The organism is Usitatibacter rugosus (genome assembly GCF_013003965.1).
Lineage (GTDB): Bacteria > Pseudomonadota > Gammaproteobacteria > Burkholderiales > Usitatibacteraceae > Usitatibacter > Usitatibacter rugosus.
Genome location: NZ_CP053069.1, coordinates 15,284 through 33,458 on the forward strand (window position 1 = coordinate 15,284; position 18,175 = coordinate 33,458).

The 18,175-nt window shown below is 67.0% G+C and carries 17 protein-coding genes; 3 read left to right on the top strand and 14 right to left on the bottom strand.

Annotation, left to right across the window (positions count from 1 at the left end; translation table 11 throughout):
- Window positions 1-5: 5 nt before the first annotated feature.
- Together DSM104443_RS00065 and DSM104443_RS00070 are read left to right on the top strand one after the other, a co-directional pair.
- Entirely contained in the window at window positions 6-2,129 is a 2,124-nt protein-coding gene (locus DSM104443_RS00065; protein WP_171088686.1) for a sensor histidine kinase, read from the top strand.
- A 21-nt stretch (window positions 2,130-2,150) separates the two neighbouring features.
- Window positions 2,151-3,434, top strand: coding sequence for a sigma-54-dependent transcriptional regulator (locus tag DSM104443_RS00070; protein ID WP_171088687.1), 1,284 nt, complete (start codon window positions 2,151-2,153; stop codon window positions 3,432-3,434).
- Here the strand turns inward: DSM104443_RS00070 and DSM104443_RS00075 are convergent.
- Genes DSM104443_RS00075 through DSM104443_RS00105 form a run of 7 tightly spaced genes read right to left on the bottom strand, consistent with a single transcriptional unit; the run spans window position 3,431 to window position 10,915 of the window.
- Entirely contained in the window at window positions 3,431-4,387 is a 957-nt protein-coding gene (locus DSM104443_RS00075; RefSeq protein WP_171088688.1) for a M14 family metallopeptidase, read from the bottom strand. The two genes, DSM104443_RS00070 and DSM104443_RS00075, sit on opposite strands and share 4 nt — an antisense overlap.
- 2 nt (window positions 4,388-4,389) lie before the next feature.
- Window positions 4,390-5,400 carry an N-formylglutamate amidohydrolase gene (locus DSM104443_RS00080; protein WP_171088689.1) on the bottom strand — a complete coding sequence of 337 codons (1,011 nt, stop codon included), beginning with the start codon at window positions 5,398-5,400 and terminating at the stop codon, window positions 4,390-4,392.
- Window positions 5,397-6,407 carry an ABC transporter ATP-binding protein gene (locus tag DSM104443_RS00085; protein ID WP_171088690.1) on the bottom strand — a complete coding sequence of 337 codons (1,011 nt, stop codon included), beginning with the start codon at window positions 6,405-6,407 and terminating at the stop codon, window positions 5,397-5,399. Before DSM104443_RS00085 ends, DSM104443_RS00080 begins: the two co-directional genes overlap by 4 nt.
- Window positions 6,404-7,372, bottom strand: a complete 969-nt coding sequence (locus DSM104443_RS00090; RefSeq protein WP_171088691.1) for an ABC transporter ATP-binding protein — start codon at window positions 7,370-7,372, stop codon at window positions 6,404-6,406. The genes DSM104443_RS00085 and DSM104443_RS00090 overlap by 4 nt, the downstream gene beginning before the upstream one ends.
- Window positions 7,369-8,301, bottom strand: a complete 933-nt coding sequence (locus DSM104443_RS00095; RefSeq protein WP_171088692.1) for an ABC transporter permease — start codon at window positions 8,299-8,301, stop codon at window positions 7,369-7,371. Before DSM104443_RS00095 ends, DSM104443_RS00090 begins: the two co-directional genes overlap by 4 nt.
- Window position 8,302: 1 nt before the next feature.
- The gene (locus DSM104443_RS00100; RefSeq protein ID WP_171088693.1) at window positions 8,303-9,286 is read right to left on the bottom strand and encodes an ABC transporter permease; all 984 of its coding nucleotides are present in this window, start codon (window positions 9,284-9,286) and stop codon (window positions 8,303-8,305) included.
- Between the two features lie 48 nt (window positions 9,287-9,334).
- Window positions 9,335-10,915 (bottom strand): ABC transporter substrate-binding protein, encoded by a 1,581-nt coding sequence (locus DSM104443_RS00105; RefSeq protein WP_171088694.1) that lies wholly within the window; start codon window positions 10,913-10,915, stop codon window positions 9,335-9,337.
- A gap of 41 nt (window positions 10,916-10,956) precedes the next feature.
- Here DSM104443_RS00105 and DSM104443_RS00110 point away from each other — a divergent pair, with 41 nt between their 5' ends.
- A complete protein-coding gene (locus DSM104443_RS00110; protein ID WP_171088695.1) occupies window positions 10,957-11,283 on the top strand; it encodes a tetratricopeptide repeat protein in 327 nt (108 codons plus the stop codon).
- Here the strand turns inward: DSM104443_RS00110 and aroB are convergent.
- From aroB to DSM104443_RS00145, 7 genes are all read right to left on the bottom strand, one after another.
- Complete coding sequence (gene aroB / locus DSM104443_RS00115) at window positions 11,280-12,362, bottom strand: 3-dehydroquinate synthase (protein ID WP_171088696.1); 1,083 nt, start codon at window positions 12,360-12,362, stop codon at window positions 11,280-11,282. The two genes, DSM104443_RS00110 and aroB, sit on opposite strands and share 4 nt — an antisense overlap.
- Entirely contained in the window at window positions 12,359-12,886 is a 528-nt protein-coding gene (locus tag DSM104443_RS00120; protein WP_246232412.1) for a shikimate kinase, read from the bottom strand. The genes aroB and DSM104443_RS00120 overlap by 4 nt, the downstream gene beginning before the upstream one ends.
- A 65-nt stretch (window positions 12,887-12,951) precedes the next feature.
- Complete coding sequence (locus DSM104443_RS00125; protein WP_246232415.1) at window positions 12,952-15,159, bottom strand: type IV pilus secretin PilQ; 2,208 nt, start codon at window positions 15,157-15,159, stop codon at window positions 12,952-12,954.
- On the bottom strand, window positions 15,156-15,689 hold the full coding sequence (locus tag DSM104443_RS00130) for a pilus assembly protein PilP (protein ID WP_246232418.1): 534 nt from the start codon (window positions 15,687-15,689) through the stop codon (window positions 15,156-15,158). Before DSM104443_RS00130 ends, DSM104443_RS00125 begins: the two co-directional genes overlap by 4 nt.
- Window positions 15,686-16,330: a type IV pilus inner membrane component PilO gene (locus tag DSM104443_RS00135; RefSeq protein WP_171088697.1), complete on the bottom strand. Its 645-nt coding sequence runs from the start codon at window positions 16,328-16,330 to the stop codon at window positions 15,686-15,688. The genes DSM104443_RS00130 and DSM104443_RS00135 overlap by 4 nt, the downstream gene beginning before the upstream one ends.
- Window positions 16,327-16,926: a PilN domain-containing protein gene (locus DSM104443_RS00140; protein ID WP_171088698.1), complete on the bottom strand. Its 600-nt coding sequence runs from the start codon at window positions 16,924-16,926 to the stop codon at window positions 16,327-16,329. The genes DSM104443_RS00135 and DSM104443_RS00140 overlap by 4 nt, the downstream gene beginning before the upstream one ends.
- Window positions 16,923-18,020 (bottom strand): pilus assembly protein PilM, encoded by a 1,098-nt coding sequence (locus DSM104443_RS00145; protein ID WP_171088699.1) that lies wholly within the window; start codon window positions 18,018-18,020, stop codon window positions 16,923-16,925. The genes DSM104443_RS00140 and DSM104443_RS00145 overlap by 4 nt, the downstream gene beginning before the upstream one ends.
- Window positions 18,021-18,175 lie beyond the last annotated feature (155 nt).

Below are 18,175 nucleotides of genomic sequence, written 5' to 3' on the forward strand. Positions count from 1 at the left end.
GGGCCATGAAGCCGCTGATTTTCCTGTGTGTGGTCGCCGGCGCCGCGCTGGTGTATCTCCTCTCGCAGGCCACGTCCAACAGCGAGGTTCTCAACCAGCACTACATCCCGCTCCTCTACCTGGGCGGCGCGCTCTCGCTCGGCTTCCTCTGCCTGATCATCTACCAGCTCGTGGTCTTGCGCCGCAAGCTGAAGGAGCGCGTGTTCGGCTCCACCCTCACGCTGCGGTTGGTGATGGTGTTCGCATTGATGGCCATCATCACCGGCGGCCTGATGTACGCGGTGTCGTTCCAGTTCCTCCAGAAGTCGATCGAATCCTGGTTCGACGTGCGCGTCGACAAGGCCCTTGAATCGGGCCTCACGCTGGCACAAGGCGCGCTCGACAATTCGTTGAAGGAGCTGGGCAAGAAAGCGGACTCGATGGCCAGCGCGCTCGAGACGTCGGCCGAACCGAACGCGCTGAACAGGCTGCGCGAGCAATACGCGGTCGAGGAGGCGACGCTGATGACGTCGCGCGGCAAGGTCATCTCGCAATCGAGCTCCGAGCCCATCTCCCTGCTGCAGGACCTGCCGAACGCCAACATGCTTCGCCAGGTGCGCGCCCAGAAGCCGGTCAAGCAGACCGAATCGATTCCCGAGCGCGGCCTTTACCTGCGCGTGATCGTGCCGGTCAACGTGCTCACGATCGCCGACGACATCCGCATCCTCCAGGTCCTGCAGCGCGTGCCTCCGTCGATCGAGCAGGCCGCGCGCGTGATCGAGGGCGGCAATGCCGACTACCAGCAGCTGCTCCTGGCGCGCGTGAACCTGAAGCGCATCTTCGGCCTCACGCTTACGCTGGCGATGCTCCTCACCCTGCTCTCCGCCTTCGCACTCGCCTTCGTGCTCTCGGAGCGCCTGTCGGCACCGCTCTCCGCGCTTGCCGAGGCCACGCGAGCCATCGCGAAGGGCGACTACTCGAAGCTGAATCCGGTGAAGAGCCGCGACGAATTCGGCGTCCTCACGCAGTCCTTCAACACGATGACGCGCCAGATCGCCGACGCCACCGAGGCGATGGAACGCAACCAACTGCAGCTCGAGAACGCCAAGACCTACCTCGAGAGCATCCTCTCCAACCTGACCTCGGGCGTGCTCACGTTCGACGAGCGCTTCTACGTGAAGACGCTGAACGGCGCGGGCAGCGACATCCTCGCCGTGGCGCCCAACGCTTTCCACGGGGTGAAGCTCCCCGAATGGCCGCGCGTCGTGCCCGAGGTGGCACCGTTCGCCGAGGTGGCGCTGCGCCGCTTTACGTCGGGGACAGGCGCGCAGTGGGAGGAGCAGATGGAGTACCGGCGTGCCGACGGCAGCCAGCGCACGCTGCTCGTGCGGGGCACGCGCCTGGGCGGCCCCGGCGGGCCCGCGGACGACGGCTATGTCGTCGTCTTCGACGACATCACCCACCTGATCCAGGCGCAGCGCGACGCCGCCTGGGGCGAGGTCGCGCGGCGCCTTGCGCACGAGATCAAGAACCCGCTCACGCCGATCCAGCTCGCGGCCGAGCGCATGCAGCACAAGCTGGCCAAGATGCTTCCGCCCGCGGAGGCGGAGATGCTGGCCCGCTCCACCAGCACGATCGTCACGCACGTGACGGCGTTGAAGGGCATGGTGGATGACTTCAGCCAGTACGCGCACGCCGCCCGGATGAACGCTCGCCCGGTGCAGCTGAACGACGTGATCCGCGAGGTCCTGTTCCTCTACGAATCGATGGGAATCTCCATCGAGCCGCGCCTGGGCGAGAACCTTCCGTCCGTTTTCGCCGACCCGGCGATGCTGCGCCAGGTGCTCCACAACCTCTTCCAGAACGCGATCGACGCGCTCACCGGAGTGGACGATCCGCGCATCCTGGTCGCCACGAGTTTGGGCGCCGCGGGCGTATTGCTCACAGTGCGCGATAATGGGACTGGAATCGCCGAGGGCGTCATGGGCCGGATCTTCGAGCCCTACGTCACGACGAAGCCGAAAGGGACCGGTCTGGGGCTCGCGATCGTGAAGAAGATCGTCGACGAGCACCAGGGACGGATCCTGGTCGAGAATGTGAAGCCCCACGGGGCCAACGTGAGCATCGTTTTGCCCCCCAAGGCCGCCTGAACCGCACGCAACTAGCAATACATGTCAGCCAACCAGATCCTAGTCGTCGACGACGAAGTCGGCATCCGCGAACTGCTTTTCGAGATCCTCCGTGACGAGGGTTACGGCGTTCGGCTGGCCGAGAACGCCCAGACCGCACGCTCCGCGCGCAAGGAGATGCGCCCGGACCTCGTACTCCTCGACATCTGGATGCCCGATACCGACGGCATCACGCTGCTGAAGGAATGGGCGGGCTCGGGCCTGCTCACGATGCCGGTGGTGATGATGTCGGGCCACGGCACCATCGATTCCGCCGTCGAGGCCACCCGCATCGGCGCCTTCGACTTCCTCGAAAAACCCATCAGCCTGCCCAAGCTCCTCGCCACGGTCGGCAAGGCGCTGGCTGGCGGCCGTGTCCTGCCGAAGACGGGCCTGTCGCTGGTCAATCTCGGCAAGGCGCGCGTCGTCCAGGATCTCCGCCAGCGCCTGGAGCAGGTGAACCGCCTGCGCACGCCCGTGCTCCTCGTGGGCGAGCCCGGGTGCGGCTTCGAGGTCTGCGCCCGCCACCTGCACCTGCCGAATACGCCTTGGGTTTCCCCCGAGAGCAGCGAGTGGCTCGCCTCGAACCCGTTCGAGCCCCTGAACGACGCTCGTGAAGGAACGCTCTTCCTCCAGGAGATCGGCAACCTCGGCAAGGCCGAGCAGAAGGGGCTCTCGCAACTGCTGTCGAAGCTCGAGAAATTCAACGTCCGGCTGATCTGCGCCTCCACCGGCCCGCTGGCCGCGATGGCCGACGACGGGCGCTTCGACGCGGCCCTGTACCACCAGCTCTCGGGCCTCACGATCCGCGTGCCGTCGCTCGCCGACCATCCGGAGGACATTCCCGACATCGCCGCCACGCTGCTCACGCAGCTCGTGGACGCGAACGAGGTGCCGCTGCGCAACCTCACCGTGGGCGCGCTCAACGTGATGCGCAACCTCGACTGGCTGGGCAATCTTCCGGTGCTGCAGAACGTCGTGAAGACGCTCGCCCTCACGGCGCTCGCCAACGAGATCGCCGGCGAGGACGTGAACCGCGTGGCGAAGGAATTCAACCTGGCGCCGCGCGAGCAGGCGACCACCGAGGTGGGCGTCTCGCTCGACCTGCCGCTGCGCGATGCGCGCGAGCAGTTCGAGAAGCAGTACTTCCTGCACCACATCCGCCGCGAGGAAGGCAACATGTCGCGCGTGGCCGACCGCGTCGGCCTCGAGCGCACGCACCTCTACCGGAAGCTGAAGCAGCTCGGCATCCGGCCCTCGGGCAAGGGCGAGGACGTCGTCGGCTAGCGGGTCTCGATGCGCCCGAGGCGCACGGCCGTGAGGCCGGTCTTGATGTTGTGCGGGACCGGCATGATCAGCACGCAGTTGTCGTAGGGCGCCCGCACCGCGTTTTCCCCATCCCAGGCGATCACATCGCCACGCCGCTCGATCACCTCGAGGCCGGTGAACTCGCGCGCGAAGCGAAACGCCGGCGAATTGGCCACCACCGCATCGGTCACGCGCACGAGCTTCTGCGGCGCGACGTTCTCGTCGATCTCCTTCGCGGCACGCTCGCGGTCCACGACATCGAGCGCCCGCAGGAAGCGCCACGTGGTCTGCCAGGCGACGACGGCGGCCTTCTTCTCCCAGTGCTGCCCGCATTCGATCAGCTGCGCGTTCTTCGGACTCGAGGGGTCGCCGAATCCGCCGTAGTCGCGCATGCGCGTGCCGTTCGCGTGGCCCGTGTCGCTCACCACGTGCTCCGGGAGGCCGATGTCGAAGGCGAAGCGGATGCCCTTGTCGAGCGGTCCGCAGATCATCACCGCGGGGCTGGGCTCGAGCATCGAATGGATGTCGAGCAGGAAATCGGCCGCGTCGACGAACGGCCGGAGCTGCCGGGCGCGATCCAGCTCGACGCTGCGGCGTGGCCCATCCAGCGTGGAAGGTGTCCACACGCGGTTGAAGTCCTCGTCGACGAAGCGCGTGGCGAAAGGCCGTTCGCGATCGAAGCGCGAGTACGCCTCCACGTTGGCGAACGCCAGCGTGAGCGTGCCGCGGGTCGGCCGCAGCCCTTCGCGCAGCAGGCGGTCGACGGCGATGGCGCCGCAGATCTCGTTGCCGTGCGTGAGGGCGTTCACCATCACGTGCGGGCCGGGCTTGCCGCTTTCGAACGTGTGGATGAAGTCGGTGCCGGTGCCGGAACGGCGATGGGGCTGGATGTCGGGAGCGTCGAGCTCGACGGGGAACGGGATCGTGGTCATGGTCAGTGCTTGTGTCCGTGGGAATGGTCGTGGCCATGGCCGTGATCGTGGCCGTGGTCGTGGTCGTGATCGTGGTGATGGTCGTGGGAGTGGTCATGCCCGCAACCCGGGCCGTGCACATGGCCGTGGTCGTGGTGATCGTGTCCTGCCGCGCACGCGTGCGAGCCGCGCTCGGTGGCGTACTCCGCGATCACGGTGACCAGGCGGCCGAGGCGCGTGCGCAGCTCCTCGAACCCGGCGCTCTTCTCGCGCGTGCGCTCGTCCATGTAGAGGCGGCGATTCACCTCGATCTGCAGGCTGTGGCGGTTCGCGGCGGGATCGGAATACGCCCGCACCAGCTCCACGCCCTTGTAGGGATCGTTCACCTTCACGGTGTAGCCCATGCCCTTCAGCGTGCCGGCCACGAGCGCCGTGAAGTCCGGCGAGCAGGTCGTTCCGTCGCGATCGCCCAGCACGAAGTCGGCGCGGGGCTTGCCGGGGCCTTCCTCGGAGATGCGGCTGCTCGTCGCCGGCATCGAGTGGCAGTTCACGTGATAGACCACGCCGAAGTGCGCGTACGTGGCGTCGAGCGTTTCCTGCACGGCCTTCTGGTAGGGCTGGTGGAACTGCGTGATGCGGCGCTTCACTTCGTCCAGCGTGAGCTTGCGGTCGTAGATCGGCTCGCCCGAGTCCATCACGCGCCAGATGAGGCCGATGCCGAGCTCCGTCTTGCGGCTCGCCTGCGCCGGGCCGGGCCAGGGCGCCTCGAGCAGCGACGTGTCGATGTCGAGCACGGATCGGTTCGGATCGATGTACGAGCGCGGGAAACGGGCCGCGATGAGCGTGGCACCCAGCGAAGGCGCGGCGCCGTAGAGCTCGTCGACGTAGCTGTCCTCGGCGGAGCGCAGCGCCTCCAGCGTTTGCGCCGGGCGAAAATCGGGCGGGTAGTCGGTTCCGCTGTGCGGGGAGTCCAGCACCAGGGGAGCCACGGTGCCGGAAGGTTGCAGCAAGGTGTAGGCGGGATGCGGTTTCATGACGGCCGATCGTTCAGGTGACAAGCAGAATGATGCCCCGGAGCGACCTCGCGCAGTTGCGGTGCCTCGGAGCGGCAACGGTCGAAAGCCTTTGGACAACGGGGGTGGAAATGACAGCCTCGCGGCGGATCCAGCGGCGAGGGGATCTCCCCGCGGATCGGCACGAAGTGGCGGCGGCGCACGTCGATGCGCGGCACCTCGGCGACCAGGGCCTGCGTATACGGATGGTTGGGCCGATCGAAGATCTCGGCGGCGCTGGCGGTCTCCACGACGCGGCCCAGGTACATCACGACGACCCGGTCCGATACGTGGCGGATCACGCCGAGGTCGTGGCTGATGAAGAGATACGTGAGGGCGAGCTCCTCGCGCAGCCGGATGAAGAGGTTCAGCACCTGCGCCTGGATCGAGACATCGAGCGCGGCGACGGCTTCGTCGCACACGAGGAAGCGCGGCTTCACGGCGAGCGCGCGGGCGATGCCGATGCGGCTGCGCTGGCCGCCGGAGAACTGGTGCGGGAAGCGCCGCAGCAGCGAGGCGTCCATGCCGACACGCCCGAGTGTGTGGGCGACGTACTCCGCCTGCTCGCGCCGCGGAACGAGCCCGTGGACGACGGGCGCTTCGCCCACGATGTCGACGATGCGCAGGCGCGGATTCAGCGACGCGTACGGGTCCTGGAAGATCATCTGCACCGCGAGCCGTTCGGACCGATCCGCGGCGTTGTCATACGTGCTGTACGGCCGGCCCTTCCAGAAACGCTCGCCCGTCGTGGGCTCGAGGATGCGCGAGACGACGCGGCCGAGCGTGGACTTGCCGCATCCTGATTCCCCGACGAGGCCCACGACCTCGCCCTCGGCCACGGAGAGATTCACGGTGTCGACCGCGTGGACGGTCTGGTCCGAGATGCGCGAGCCCAGCTTGCGCGCGATGCGCCCCGCGAGGTCGAGCTTCTTGTCGAAGCGCTTCGAGACGCCGCGCAGCTCGAGAAGGGGCGGGGGCGCGATGCTCATGGCGTGGCCGGATGCCGGCAGCGGAGCGTGCGGCCCGGTGCGGGCCGCGTAGCCGCGGGCGCCTCCGCGCAATCGGCCTGGGCGCGGGGGCAGCGATCGCGAAACGAGCAGGCGGCGCCGAGCCCCAGCAGGGAGGGCGTCATGCCCGGGATCTGCGCGAGCGGGCGCCCACGGACGTTGCGGCTCGGCACGGAGTCGAGGAGGCCGCGCGTGTACGGATGCAAAGGCTGGTCGAGCACTTCGTCGACCGTGCCCGATTCCACGACGCGGCCGGCATACATCACGCACACCTCGTCGGCGAGGCCGGAGATCACCGAGAGGTCGTGCGTGATCCAGATGAGGCCGGTTCCGCTCTCGCGGCACAGCGTCTGCATCTCGTGGAGGATCTGGCCCTGGATTGTCACGTCGAGCGCCGTGGTGGGCTCGTCGGCGATCACGAGGTCGGGTTTGTTCAGCAGCGCGATGGCGATCGCGACGCGCTGGCGCATCCCGCCCGAGAAGAGGTGCGGATAGGCGCGCAGGCGCTCGTCGGGCGAGGCGATGCCCACGCGCACCAGCGCCTCCCGCGAGCGGCGCAGCGCTTCGTCGCGAGACACGTCGTGGTGGGCTTGCACCGCTTCGATCATCTGCGTGTCGATGCGAAGGACCGGGTTCAGCGTCATCATCGGATCCTGGAAGATCATCGAGATGCGGTTGCCGCGGAGCTTGCGCCATTCCGTCTCGTCGAGCGTCGTGAGATCGCGCCCGTCGAGCGCGATGCGCCCGGCGACGATGCGTCCGGGGGCATCGACCAGCCCGAGGATCGAGTAACCGGTCATCGACTTGCCGGACCCGGACTCGCCGACGATACCGAGGATCTTCCCGCGCTCGAGGCGGAAGCTCACGTCGTCGACCGCCTTCACCACGCCCGCCTTCGTGAAGAAGTGCATGCGCAGGCCCTCGACCTCGAGCAGCGGCGCGCTCAACGCTTGAGCCTCGGGTTGAGGACGTCGCGCATCTGGTCGGCCACCAGGTTGATCGCCATGATGGTCGCGAGCAGCGCCACGCCGGGATAGAAGCTGATCCAGTACTTGCCGGAGAGCAGGTACTGGAAGCCGTTGGAGATCAGCAGCCCCAGCGAGGGTTCGGTGATCGGCAGTCCCAGGCCCAGGAACGACAGCGTCGCCTCGAGCGTGATCGCGTGGGCGACCTGCACCGTGGCCACCACGATCAGCGGCGGCAGGCAGTTGGGCAGCAGGTGGCGAAAGACCACGCGCCATTGGGGCAGCGCCAGCACGCGCGCGGCCTCGACGTATTCCTTCTGCCGCTCCACCAGCGCCGAGGAGCGCACGGTGCGCGCGTAGTACGCCCATTGCACCGTCACGAGCGCGAGGATGATCTTGCCCACGCCCTGGCCCAGCGTGGCCATCAGCACGAGGGCCACGAGGATCGCCGGGAACGAGAGCTGGATGTCGACGATGCGCATGATGACGGCATCGACCCATCCGCCGAAGTACGCCGCGGCGAGGCCGAAGACGACGCCGATCGCCACCGCGAGCACGGTGCTCGCCGCGCCCACCGCGAGCGAGATGCGCAGCCCGTAGAAGATGCCCGACAACATGTCGCGGCCCTGGTCGTCGGTGCCGAGCCAGTAGGTGCCGCCGGTGGCCGACGGGCTTCCCGGCTCGAGCTTGGAGTCCATGACGTCCAGCTGCGCGAGATCGTACGGGTTCTGCGGCGAGAGCCACGGCGCGGTGAGCGCGATCACGACCACGACCAGCAGGATGCCCAGGCCGGCGAGGGCGAGCCTGCTCTCGGCGAACTCCGCCATGAGGCGGCGCCACGGGCTTTCCACCGGAGCCTCCGGTGCCGTCGCGGGGGCGAGCGTTTGCGAAGGCGGGGTCGTGTCGTGCATGTCAGTGGGCCGTCGACGCGGAGCCGAGGCGCACGCGGGGATCGAGCATCGAATAGAGCACGTCGACGAAGAAATTGATGGCGATGAAGAGCGTCACGATCACCATCAGGTACGCCACGATCACGGGGCGGTCGAGCAGGTTGATCGAATCGATCAGCAGCTTGCCGGAGCCGGGCCACGCGAAGATCGATTCGGTCACGATCGCGAACGCGATCACCGAGCCCAGCTCGAGGCCGATCACCGTCACGATCGGCACGAGGATGTTCTTCAGGACGTGCACGCCGATCACGCGCCGCGGGCCCAGGCCCTTGGCGCGGGCGAATTTCACGTAGTCCTGGAGCACGGCCTCGCGGGCGCCGGCGCGCGTGAGCCGTATGAGCAGCGAGAGCTTGAAGAGCGCGAGGTTCAGCGCCGGCATGGCCAGGTGCTGCAGGCCGTCCCAGGTGAGGAAGCTCACGGGAACGCCCAGCAGCATCACGGTCTCGCCGCGCCCGTTGGACGGCAGCCAGCCCAGGTGCACGGAGAACAGCATGATGAGCACCAGGCCCACCCAGAACGTCGGCAGGCTGAAGCCGACGATCGACAGCGCCATGATCGAGCGGCCCACGAAGGAGTGCGGCCGCAGGCCCGCCAGCAGCCCCAGCGGAATGCCCAATCCCACCGCGATCAACATCGCCGCGAGCGCGAGCTCGATGGTGGCGGGCAGCTTCTGCAGGATGAGCTGGATCGCGGGCACGTTGAACACGAACGAGCGGCCGAGGTCGCCCGTCACCGCGCCCTTCAGGAACACCGCGTACTGCTCGAGGATCGGCTTGTCGAGGCCCAGGGCGACCGTGGCGCGCAGGCGCTCGGCTTCGTCGGCCTGCGGGTTCACCAGTAGCTCGATCGGATTCCCGACGGCGAACACGCCGAGGAACACGATGAAAGACATCACCACCAGGACGAAGAAGCTCTGCCCGAGGCGGCGGATGGCGAAGGCGAGCATGGGGCGGGGTGGCGGGGAGCCGCGCTCGCGCGCCGCTCCGTGGGACGGTTACTTGACGGGCTTCAGGTCCATGGCGAGCGTGTACTGGTCCGTGCGCGGCGTGTAGCGATAGCCTTTCGCGGTGGCCCAGGTGCTCACCTCGTAGTGGATGGGGATCAGCGCCGTGTCGTTCATCGCCGTTTCCGCCGCCGCCTGGATGAGCCCCTCGCGCTTCTTGTCGTCCATCGTGACCAGGGCCTTTACCAGCTGCTCGTCCATGGCCGGGTTGGAGTAGCGGCCGCGATTGTTCACGCCCATGCCCTTCTCGGGATTGCGGGTGGCGAGGAGCGAACGCAGGCTCGAGCCTTGCTCACCCGATTCCGTGCCCCAGCCGAGCAGCATGTAGCCGAACTCGCCGTTGGTGGCGCGGCTGAAGTAGGTGCCGGCGGGAAGCGTCTCCACCTTGGTGTCGATGCCGATGCGTGAGTAGAACTGCGCGATGGTCTGGGCAATCTTGTCGTCGTTGATGTAGCGGTTGTTGGTTCCGTGCACCGTCATCGCGAAGCCGTTCGGATAACCGGCCTCGGCCAGCAGCTTCTTGGCGCCTTCCGGATCGTACTTCTGCGGCTTCAGCTTCTTGCTGGTGCCGTAGAACGTGTCGGCCAGCAGCTGCGCGGCGGGCACGGACTTCTTCTCCATCACGCGATCGGAGATCGCGTCGCGGTTGATGGCCATCGACAACGCCTTCCGCACGCGCGCGTCCTTGAACGGGTTCTTGTCCAGGGGCTTCCCGTCCTTGGCGGTGACGAACGGCGGCGACTTGTCGCTCCACTGCCAGAGGTGGACGTAGATCACGCGGTTCGAGACCTTGTCGGCGAGCATGAAGTTCGCGTCCTTCTCGAACTTCGCGATGTCGGACGTCGGCACCGTCTCGATCATCTGCACGTCCCTCGACAGGAGGGCCGCGACGCGCGCCGCGGGGTTCGAGAGGATCTTGAAGGTGACCTTGTCCCAGGGTTGCTCGCCGGCCCAGTGGCCGTAGTTCGCCTTCAGCAGCACGTGCTGGTTCTGGATGTACTCGACGAACTTGTAGGGGCCCGTGCCGATCGCGGCCTTGCCCGAGTTGTAGTCGGCCGTCGTGGCCTTCTCGCCATTCAGCTTCGAGACGATGAGCACCGAGGCGAGGTCGCTCGGCAGCAGCACGTGCGGCGAGGCGGTCTTGAAGATGAGGGTGTGCGGGTCGACCACCTTCACGTCGACGATCGGCTTGGTGAACGTGGCGAACGACGAGGGGCTGTTGGGCACGTTGGGCACGCGGTTCAGGGTGAAGACCACGTCGTCGGCGGTGAAGGCCGAGCCGTCGTGGAACTTCACGTTCTTGCGCAGCTTGAATTCCCAGGTGAGGTCGTCGATCGCCTTCCACGAGGTCGCGAGCGCGGGCACCAGCTTCTGGTTGGGATCGCGCGCGATGAGCGGCTCGAAGATGTGGATCAGCATCGAGTTGTTCGGCGAGAGGTTGTGGTAGTGCGGGTCGATGGACGTGATCGCGGCCTGCAGGCCGATCGACACGGAGCGTTCCGGGGCGGCGTGGGCGAGGGAAAAGGCGCCAAGGGCGAACGCGGCGAGCGCGACGCGGAGGGTGCGCAGCATGGGAAATTTCTCCTGGGGATCCTCGGGCGATAATACCGTGAATGTCCCTGATCGAGCGATTCGAAGCCCTGCTCGCCGGCGGCAAGGACAACGCCTTGCTGCGGTTCACGTTGGGCACCGAGCACCTGAAGGCCGGAGCGGTTGCGAAGGCCGTGGAGCACCTGCGCGCCGCGGTCGCGCACGAGGCGTCGTACTCGGCCGCATGGAAGGCTCTCGGCAAGGCGCTCGCCGAAAGCGGCGACGCCGAAGGCGCGAAGGAAGCCTACCGCCGCGGCATCGACGCGGCCGAAGGCCACGGGGACAAGCAGGCCGCGAAGGAGATGGCCGTGTTCCTGAAGCGCCTCGAGAAGGCGCCTCCGGCGGTCTAGGACGCGGAGACGATCTTCCGGATCGCGGCCGCCGGCGTGTCGCGCACGATCGCCGCCTTGCCGAGCGCGTCGAGCAGGATCAACGTCACCCGTCCCTCTTCGTTCTTCTTGTCGCGGCCCATGTGCGTGAGCCAGTCCTCCACGCCGATCGCGGGCGCGGCGACGGGAAGCCCGAGTGCGGCGACCACGCGCTCGACGCGGAGCGCATCGGAATTCGCGATGCGTCCCTGCGCGGCGGAGAGGCGAGCCGCGAGCACCATGCCGGCGCCGACCGCCTCGCCGTGCAGCCACTCCCCGTAGCCCATCGCGGCTTCGATGGCGTGGCCGAAGGTGTGGCCGAAATTCAGGATCGCGCGCACGCCGGATTCACGTTCGTCCTCGGCGACCACCGCCGCCTTGATCTCGCAGGAGCGGCGGATCGCATACGAGAGCGCGGAGGCATCGCGTGCGACGAGCTGTGCCGCGTGCGCCTCGATCCAGTCGAGGAACGCCGCGTCGGCGATGAAGCCGTACTTCACGACTTCGGCGAGCCCGGCCGCGAGCTCGCGCTCGGGCAACGTGGCGAGCGTGTCCGTGTCGGCGACCACTGCAAGCGGCTGGTGGAACGCACCCACCATGTTCTTGCCCAGCGCGTGGTTGATCGCGGTCTTGCCGCCCACCGACGAGTCCACCTGCGCGAGCAACGTCGTGGGGACCTGGAGGAAGGGCACTCCGCGCTGGTACGTGGCCGCCGCGAATCCCGCGACGTCGCCCACCACGCCGCCGCCCAGCGCGACGATCACGGTCTTGCGGTCGGCGCCCTCCTCGAGCAGGCGCGCGAAGATCGCGTCGAGGCTCTTCCAGTCCTTGTGCGCTTCGCCGTCGGGCATCGCGATCGAGAAGGATTTCGCCCCGGCGCTCTCGAGCGTCTGCCGCAGGCGCCGCTCATAGCGGGACGCCACCGCGGCATTCGTGACGATGGCCACGCGCCGCGAGCGCACGTGCGGCGCGAAGAGCTCGGCGCGGGCGAGCAGGCCGGCTCCGATGTGGATCGGATAGCTGCGATCGCCGAGCGCGACGTGGAGGGTCTCGTTGCTCATGCGGATCCGGCGTGCTGCCGGAGCGTGGCGGCGAGCCGGGTCGCGAGCGCCGAGGGACTCTGCGGGCCGGTGTCGACCACCAGGTGGGCGCATTCCATGTAAAGCGGCTCGCGCTGTTCCAGCAGCGTGGCGAGCGTGGCCTTCGGATCGGGCGTGGCGAGCAGCGGCCGGCTGGTGTCGTGGCGCGTGCGCTCCCACAGGCTCTCGAGGCGGGCGCGCAGGTAGACCACGGTGCCGCGCTCGCGCATGACCTTGCGGTTCTCGGGATCGAGGACCACGCCGCCACCCGTGGCGATGACGGCGTTCTCCCCGGCCGCGAGCTCGACCAGCAGGGTGGATTCGCGTTTGCGGAAGCCCGCCTCGCCCTCGATCTCGAAGATGGTGGCGACCGCGACGCCGGTGCGGGTCACGAGCTCCTTGTCCGCGTCGGCGAAGACCAGGCCGAGCTTGCGCGCGAGCGCGCGCCCGATGGTGGTCTTGCCTGCGCCCATCATGCCCACGAGGAAGATGTTCCCGGTTGCCACACGCCGAGGATAGCGGAAAAAAAAGCCCCGGCGCTCGGCCGGGGCTGGGGTTTCGGGGGTTCGGCTCAGCGAACCATCAGCGTGTCCTTGACGATCTTCGGCGTGACGAAGATCAGGAGCTCGGTCTTGTCGTCCTGCTTGATCGTGCGCTTGAAGAAGAAGCCCACGAACGGGACGTCGCCCAGGAACGGGACCTTGTCGACCGTGGTGCGCGTCGTCTGCTCGAAGATGCCGCCCAGGACGATCGTGTCGCCGTTGTCGACGAGCACCTGGGTCGAGACCTTCTTCGTGTCCACCGAGGGGATGCCGGAGAAGATCTGGCCGACGGCGTCCTTCTTCACCTCGAGGTCCATGATGATGCGGTCGTCCGGCGTGATGCGCGGCGTGACTGCCAGCTCGAGCACCGCCGGCTTGAAGGTCACCGTCGTGGAGCCGCTCGCCGAAGCCGTGAGGTACGGGATCTCCGTGCCCTGCGAGATGATCGCCTTCTTCTTGTCGGCGGTGATCACGCGCGGGCTGGAAACCACCTTGCCGCGGTTGTCGGCTTCGAGCGCGGAGAGCTCGACGTTCACGAGGTTGCCGCTGCCCAGGTTCAGGATCGACAGGGCCAGCTGGCCGGCCGCTCCCGTCACGGGCAGGTTCACGTTGAGCTGGTCGGGCTGCGCGCCGATCGGGATGAGGCCGGAGGAACCCGTGCCGCTGAAGAAGCCGGAGTTGCCGGGGAGCGCGCCGGGATACACGAGCGAGGCCGCGCCGCGGGAGGCCGGGTTGTTCGACAGGGGCTGGACCGTGTCCACGAGCGAGCCGGAGACGCCGATGTTGTAGTTGTTCGTGTTGAACGCCGACTGCGTGCCGAAGCGCGCGCCCAGCTGGCGGCCCCACTTGTCGTCCGCGATCACGATGCGCGCCTCGATCAGCACCTGGCGAACCGGCACGTCGAGCTGCTGGATCAGGCGGCGGGCCTCCTCGAGGCGGCCACCGGTGTCCTGCACGAACAGCGTGTTGGTGCGCTCGTCGATCGTGGCATTGCCGCGCTTCGAGAGGATCTTCGCATCCTTGTCCGAGAGGAGCTTCTTCAGGTCCTCGGCCTTGGCGTAGGAGAGCGCGAACGACTCGGTGCGCACCGGCTCGAGGTCGGAGACCGCGGCCAGGGCTTCAAGCTGCAGCTTCTCCTTGGCGGCCAGCTCGTCGGTCGGGGCGATCAGCACCACGTTGCCGTTCTTGCGCTTCGACAGGCCCTTGGCCTGCAGGATGATGTCGAGCGCCTGGTCCCAGGGCACGTCCTTCAGGCGGAGCGTCAGGTTGCCGCCCACCGTGTCGCTGGTGATGATGTTCAGGCCCGTGAAGTCCGCGATCACCTGGAGCACCGCGCGCACTTCGACGTTCTGGAAGTTGAGCGAGAGCTTCTCGCCGGAGTAGCCGGGAGCGGAGCCCTGGATCAGCTTGTTCGGGTCTTCCTTGACCGGCTTCACCTCGACGATGAACTGGGTGTCGGTCTGGTAGGCCGAGTATTCCCAGATGCCGCGCGGCTCGATCACCATGCGGGCGTTGCCGCCCTGCTCGAACGTGTCCACGTACTTCACCGGGGTGCCGAAGTCGCCCACGTCGAGGCGGCGGACGAGGTTGCGCGGCACGTTGGTGCTGAGGAAGTCGACGAGGAGCTGCTGGCCCTGGCGGCGGATGTCGATGCCGACGTTGGACGAGGACAGGTCGACGACGACGCGGCCTTCCGAGATGTTGCCGCGGCGGAAGTCGACGTCGCGGAGGTTGTAGCGGACCTGCGTGCCGGCCGCCGCTTCGGCGAAGGTGGTCGCGCCGGGCGACGGCGTGGTGGCCGCGGAACCCGTCGTGGTGACCGCCTGCGAGCCGTCGATCGTGACGACCAGCATGTTGCCGTCGAGCGCCTGCGTGTAGGTGAGGTTGCGGGTGAGGTTCATCACCAGGCGCGTGCGGTTCGCCGTCTGGACGACCGAGACGCTGCGAAGGTCGCCTTCGCCGGCGTCGACCTGGGTCTTGCCCATGCCGTTGATGGTGTCGGGCAGGTCGATCGCGATGCGCGGCGGGTTGGTGACCGCGAAGCCCTGCGGCACGCCCTTCAGGGGCTCCTTGAAGGCGGCCTTCATGATGATCTTTCCGCCCTGGATGGACGAGAAGGTCATGGATTCGAGCGAGTTCTTCGCCTGCGCCCCGGCAAGGGGCGCCCAGAGCGCCAGCGCGAGCGCGCCCACGAAGGCGACGAGCTGCATGGGAGTTCGGATGAGGTTCGAGTTCACTTTTTGTCCCCTTTGCTGGCTTCTTCCAGGAGCGGCAGAACACTTTGCCGCTCGGCCCAGTCGCCGGCGCTGTCCTGGACGATTTCCTTGAGCTTGATCTCACCTTCGTTCACGTCGGTGATCAGGCCGAAGTTCTGTCCCATGTAGTTGCCCTTCTTCACGCGGTAAAGCGTCTTGTCCGCGCGCACGAGGGCAAACGTTTCATTCAGCTGCGAGAGAGTCCCCACCATCTTCAGCTGCTCCAGCGGGAACGCTTCCAGCGGTTCCTTGCGTCGGTTCAGGTCCGGCGCCACGCCGCCGCCCGCCCCCTGGTCCTTCGGCGGGGTGAGCTTGCGGGGCTTGAACGGATCCGGAAGGTCGAAGCCTTCGTACGTGAACGGCTCGAACGGCTTCACCGAGGGGAGCGAGTCGATCTTGCGCGGCAGCCCCTTCTCGGAGTCGCGCACGAACTGCTTCAGCTCGTCCAGCTCGGAGCTGCAGCCGGCCACGACGAGGGCGGCCGCGGGAATGAGCATCCAGCGCTTGTTCATTTCTTCGCTCCCGCCTTCGCCGCCTTGTCCTTGGCGGTCTTGCGCTGCTTGGCGACTTCTTCCTCGTCGAGGTAGCGGTAGGTCTTCGCGACGGCTTCCATCGCGAGGACGCCATCCTTCGGCGGGTCGAGCTTGATGTCGGTGAGCAGCACGATGCGCGGCATCTTCGCGACGTCGCTCGCGAAGGCGCCCAGGTCATGGTAGTTGCCGGTGACCTTGATGTTCACCGGCAGCTCCGCGTAGAACTCGGTGAAGTTCTCGGTCGGCGCCGGCTTGAACAGCTCGAAGGCCAGGCCGCGGCCCAGGCCCGCCTGGTTGATGTCGATCAGCAGCGCGTCCATCTCGCTCTTGTTCGGCAGCTGCTTCAGGAGCGCGCCGAACGACTGCTCGATCTCGGCCCGCTGCTGCTTGTAGGCGTCGAGGTTCACGGCGAGCTTCTTCTTCTCGAGGAAGGTCTGCTTCTGCGCGTCGACGTCCTGGCGGCCCTTCTCGATCTCGTCGCTCTGGTCCTTCCAGAAGAGGAAGCCGGCGGCGATCTGGATGGCGAGGAAGATCAGCACGAAGGCGCCGATCTTGATGGCGACCGGCCAGTTGCCGGGCTGCTTCGGGTCCAGCTGTTTCAGGTCGTCGATCAGGCTCATTTGGCCCCCGCTGCCGGCTTCGGCGCGACCTTGCCGTCATCGGCCTTGGCTCGCTTGATCGAGATGTTCATCAGGAATTCGTTCACGCGTGCGTTCGGGTTGGCGGGCGCCGGCACCGCCTTGATCTCGACCAGCTCGGGATTCTCGAGGTACGGGGAGGCACCGAGGTTGCGCATCAGGGTCGAGACGCGCGCGTTGGATTGGGCGTAGCCCGTCACGCCGACCTTGGTGCCGGTCTGCTTGACCGACTTGAGGTAGACGCCTTCGGGGAGCTGGCGCAGCAGCTGGTCCAGCAGCTGCACGGGCTCGGAACGGTTGCTCTGCAGGCCTTCGACCACCTGCTTCTTGGCGAGCAGCGAGGCGGTTTCCTCGCGGATCTTGCGGATCTCCTCGATCTGCTTGTCGAGCTTGGAGATCTCGGTCTTCATGTAGTTGACGTTCGTCTGCTGCTGCTGGACCTGCTGGTCCAGGAAGAACCAGACGAGGAACGCCGCCATCAGGCCGAAGGCGATCGTGATGCCGGCGAAGGCGGCGAACTGCTTCTGTCGCAGCCGCCGTTTTTCTTCGCGGTGCGGTAGGAGGTTGATGCGAATCATGACGGGTCGAACCTCCGCATCGCCAGGCCGCAGGCAATCATGAGCGAGGGCGCGTCGATCGTGAGCTGGCGCGGCTTGATCCGCGAGGACAGCGCCATGTTCGCGAACGGGTTCGCGACGATCGTGTGGACCTGGGTGCGCTGGGCGACCATCTCCTCCAGCCCGTCGAGCATGGCGCAGCCGCCCGTGAGCAGGATGTGGTCGACCTTGTTGAACTGGGTCGAGGTGAAGAAGAACTGAAGGGCGCGCTGGATTTCCAGCACGATCTTCTCGTTGAAGGGCTGCAGGACGTCCGGCCCGAAGTTCTCGGGGAGGTTGCCGACCCGCTTGGCCGCCTCGGCTTCTTCGGGGGGCATGTCGAACTGGCGGGCGATGTCCTGGGTCAGAAGGTTTCCGCCGATCTGCTGCTCGCGGGTATAGACCGTCTGGCCGTTGTGCAGGACCGTCACGCGCGTGATCGTGGCGCCGATGTCGACCACCACCGTCACGTCACTCTCGGAGATGCCGGAATTTCCACCGCAAATCAGCTCGAACGCCGTCTGGGACGCGTAGGACTCCACGTCCATGACGATGGTCTTCAGGCCGGCGGCTTCCGTGGCGGCCACGCGGTCCTCGATCTTTTCCTTGCGGGAGGCGGCGATCAGGACTTCCACCTCGTCCTCGCCGGACGGGGCCGGGCCGAGGACCTGGAAGTCGAGGTTGACCTCGTCCAGGGAGAAAGGAATGTATTGGTTGGCCTCGCCCTGGACCTGGACTTCCATGTCCTCCTCGCGCTGGCCGCCGGGCAGGATCACCTTCTTGGTGATCACGGCCGCGGCCGGGAGGGCAAGGGCGACGTTCTTGATCCGGGACCCGAGGGCTTTGTGGGCGCGTTTCAGCGCCTCGCCCGCGGCCTCGATGTTTGCAATGTTTCCATCGACGACCGTGTCCTTGGGGAGCGGTTCGATCGCATAGCGCTCGACGCGATAGACATTCCGGCCGGCCTCGACGATTTCCACCAGCTTGACCGAGGACGAGCTGATGTCGCACCCAACGAGGGGCGGCGTCTTGGCTTTAAGGAAATCGAATTGGGCCGCTAATTTTTCTTTAATCATAGTGGAAGGTTAGCACCCACTGCGGAGAATCTACTTTAGATGCTAGCAACAAGTCCTAGGTGTGTAAAGCCTTTTCGGGAAGGGCTCCTCTGGGCGGCCCGACCTTATAATGGCGTCATCCTTCCGATCCCTGCCTTTTGTCCGGGCCCGCTGCC

Bases quoted from the DNA above. Each gene is read 5' to 3' on its own strand.
- DSM104443_RS00140 (WP_171088698.1), bottom strand. From the start codon at position 16,926: ATGATTCGCATCAACCTCCTACCGCACCGCGAAGAAAAACGGCGGCTG.
- DSM104443_RS00080 (WP_171088689.1), bottom strand. From the start codon at position 5,400: ATGAAACCGCATCCCGCCTACACCTTGCTGCAACCTTCCGGCACCGTG.
- DSM104443_RS00095 (WP_171088692.1), bottom strand. From the start codon at position 8,301: ATGCACGACACGACCCCGCCTTCGCAAACGCTCGCCCCCGCGACGGCA.
- aroB (WP_171088696.1), bottom strand. From the start codon at position 12,362: ATGAGCAACGAGACCCTCCACGTCGCGCTCGGCGATCGCAGCTATCCG.
- DSM104443_RS00135 (WP_171088697.1), bottom strand. From the start codon at position 16,330: ATGAGCCTGATCGACGACCTGAAACAGCTGGACCCGAAGCAGCCCGGC.
- DSM104443_RS00070 (WP_171088687.1), top strand. From the start codon at position 2,151: ATGTCAGCCAACCAGATCCTAGTCGTCGACGACGAAGTCGGCATCCGC.
- DSM104443_RS00100 (WP_171088693.1), bottom strand. From the start codon at position 9,286: ATGCTCGCCTTCGCCATCCGCCGCCTCGGGCAGAGCTTCTTCGTCCTG.
- DSM104443_RS00075 (WP_171088688.1), bottom strand. From the start codon at position 4,387: ATGACCACGATCCCGTTCCCCGTCGAGCTCGACGCTCCCGACATCCAG.
- DSM104443_RS00145 (WP_171088699.1), bottom strand. From the start codon at position 18,020: ATGATTAAAGAAAAATTAGCGGCCCAATTCGATTTCCTTAAAGCCAAG.
- DSM104443_RS00110 (WP_171088695.1), top strand. From the start codon at position 10,957: ATGTCCCTGATCGAGCGATTCGAAGCCCTGCTCGCCGGCGGCAAGGAC.
- DSM104443_RS00085 (WP_171088690.1), bottom strand. From the start codon at position 6,407: ATGAGCATCGCGCCCCCGCCCCTTCTCGAGCTGCGCGGCGTCTCGAAG.
- DSM104443_RS00130 (WP_246232418.1), bottom strand. From the start codon at position 15,689: ATGAACAAGCGCTGGATGCTCATTCCCGCGGCCGCCCTCGTCGTGGCC.
- DSM104443_RS00065 (WP_171088686.1), top strand. From the start codon at position 6: ATGAAGCCGCTGATTTTCCTGTGTGTGGTCGCCGGCGCCGCGCTGGTG.
- DSM104443_RS00105 (WP_171088694.1), bottom strand. From the start codon at position 10,915: ATGCTGCGCACCCTCCGCGTCGCGCTCGCCGCGTTCGCCCTTGGCGCC.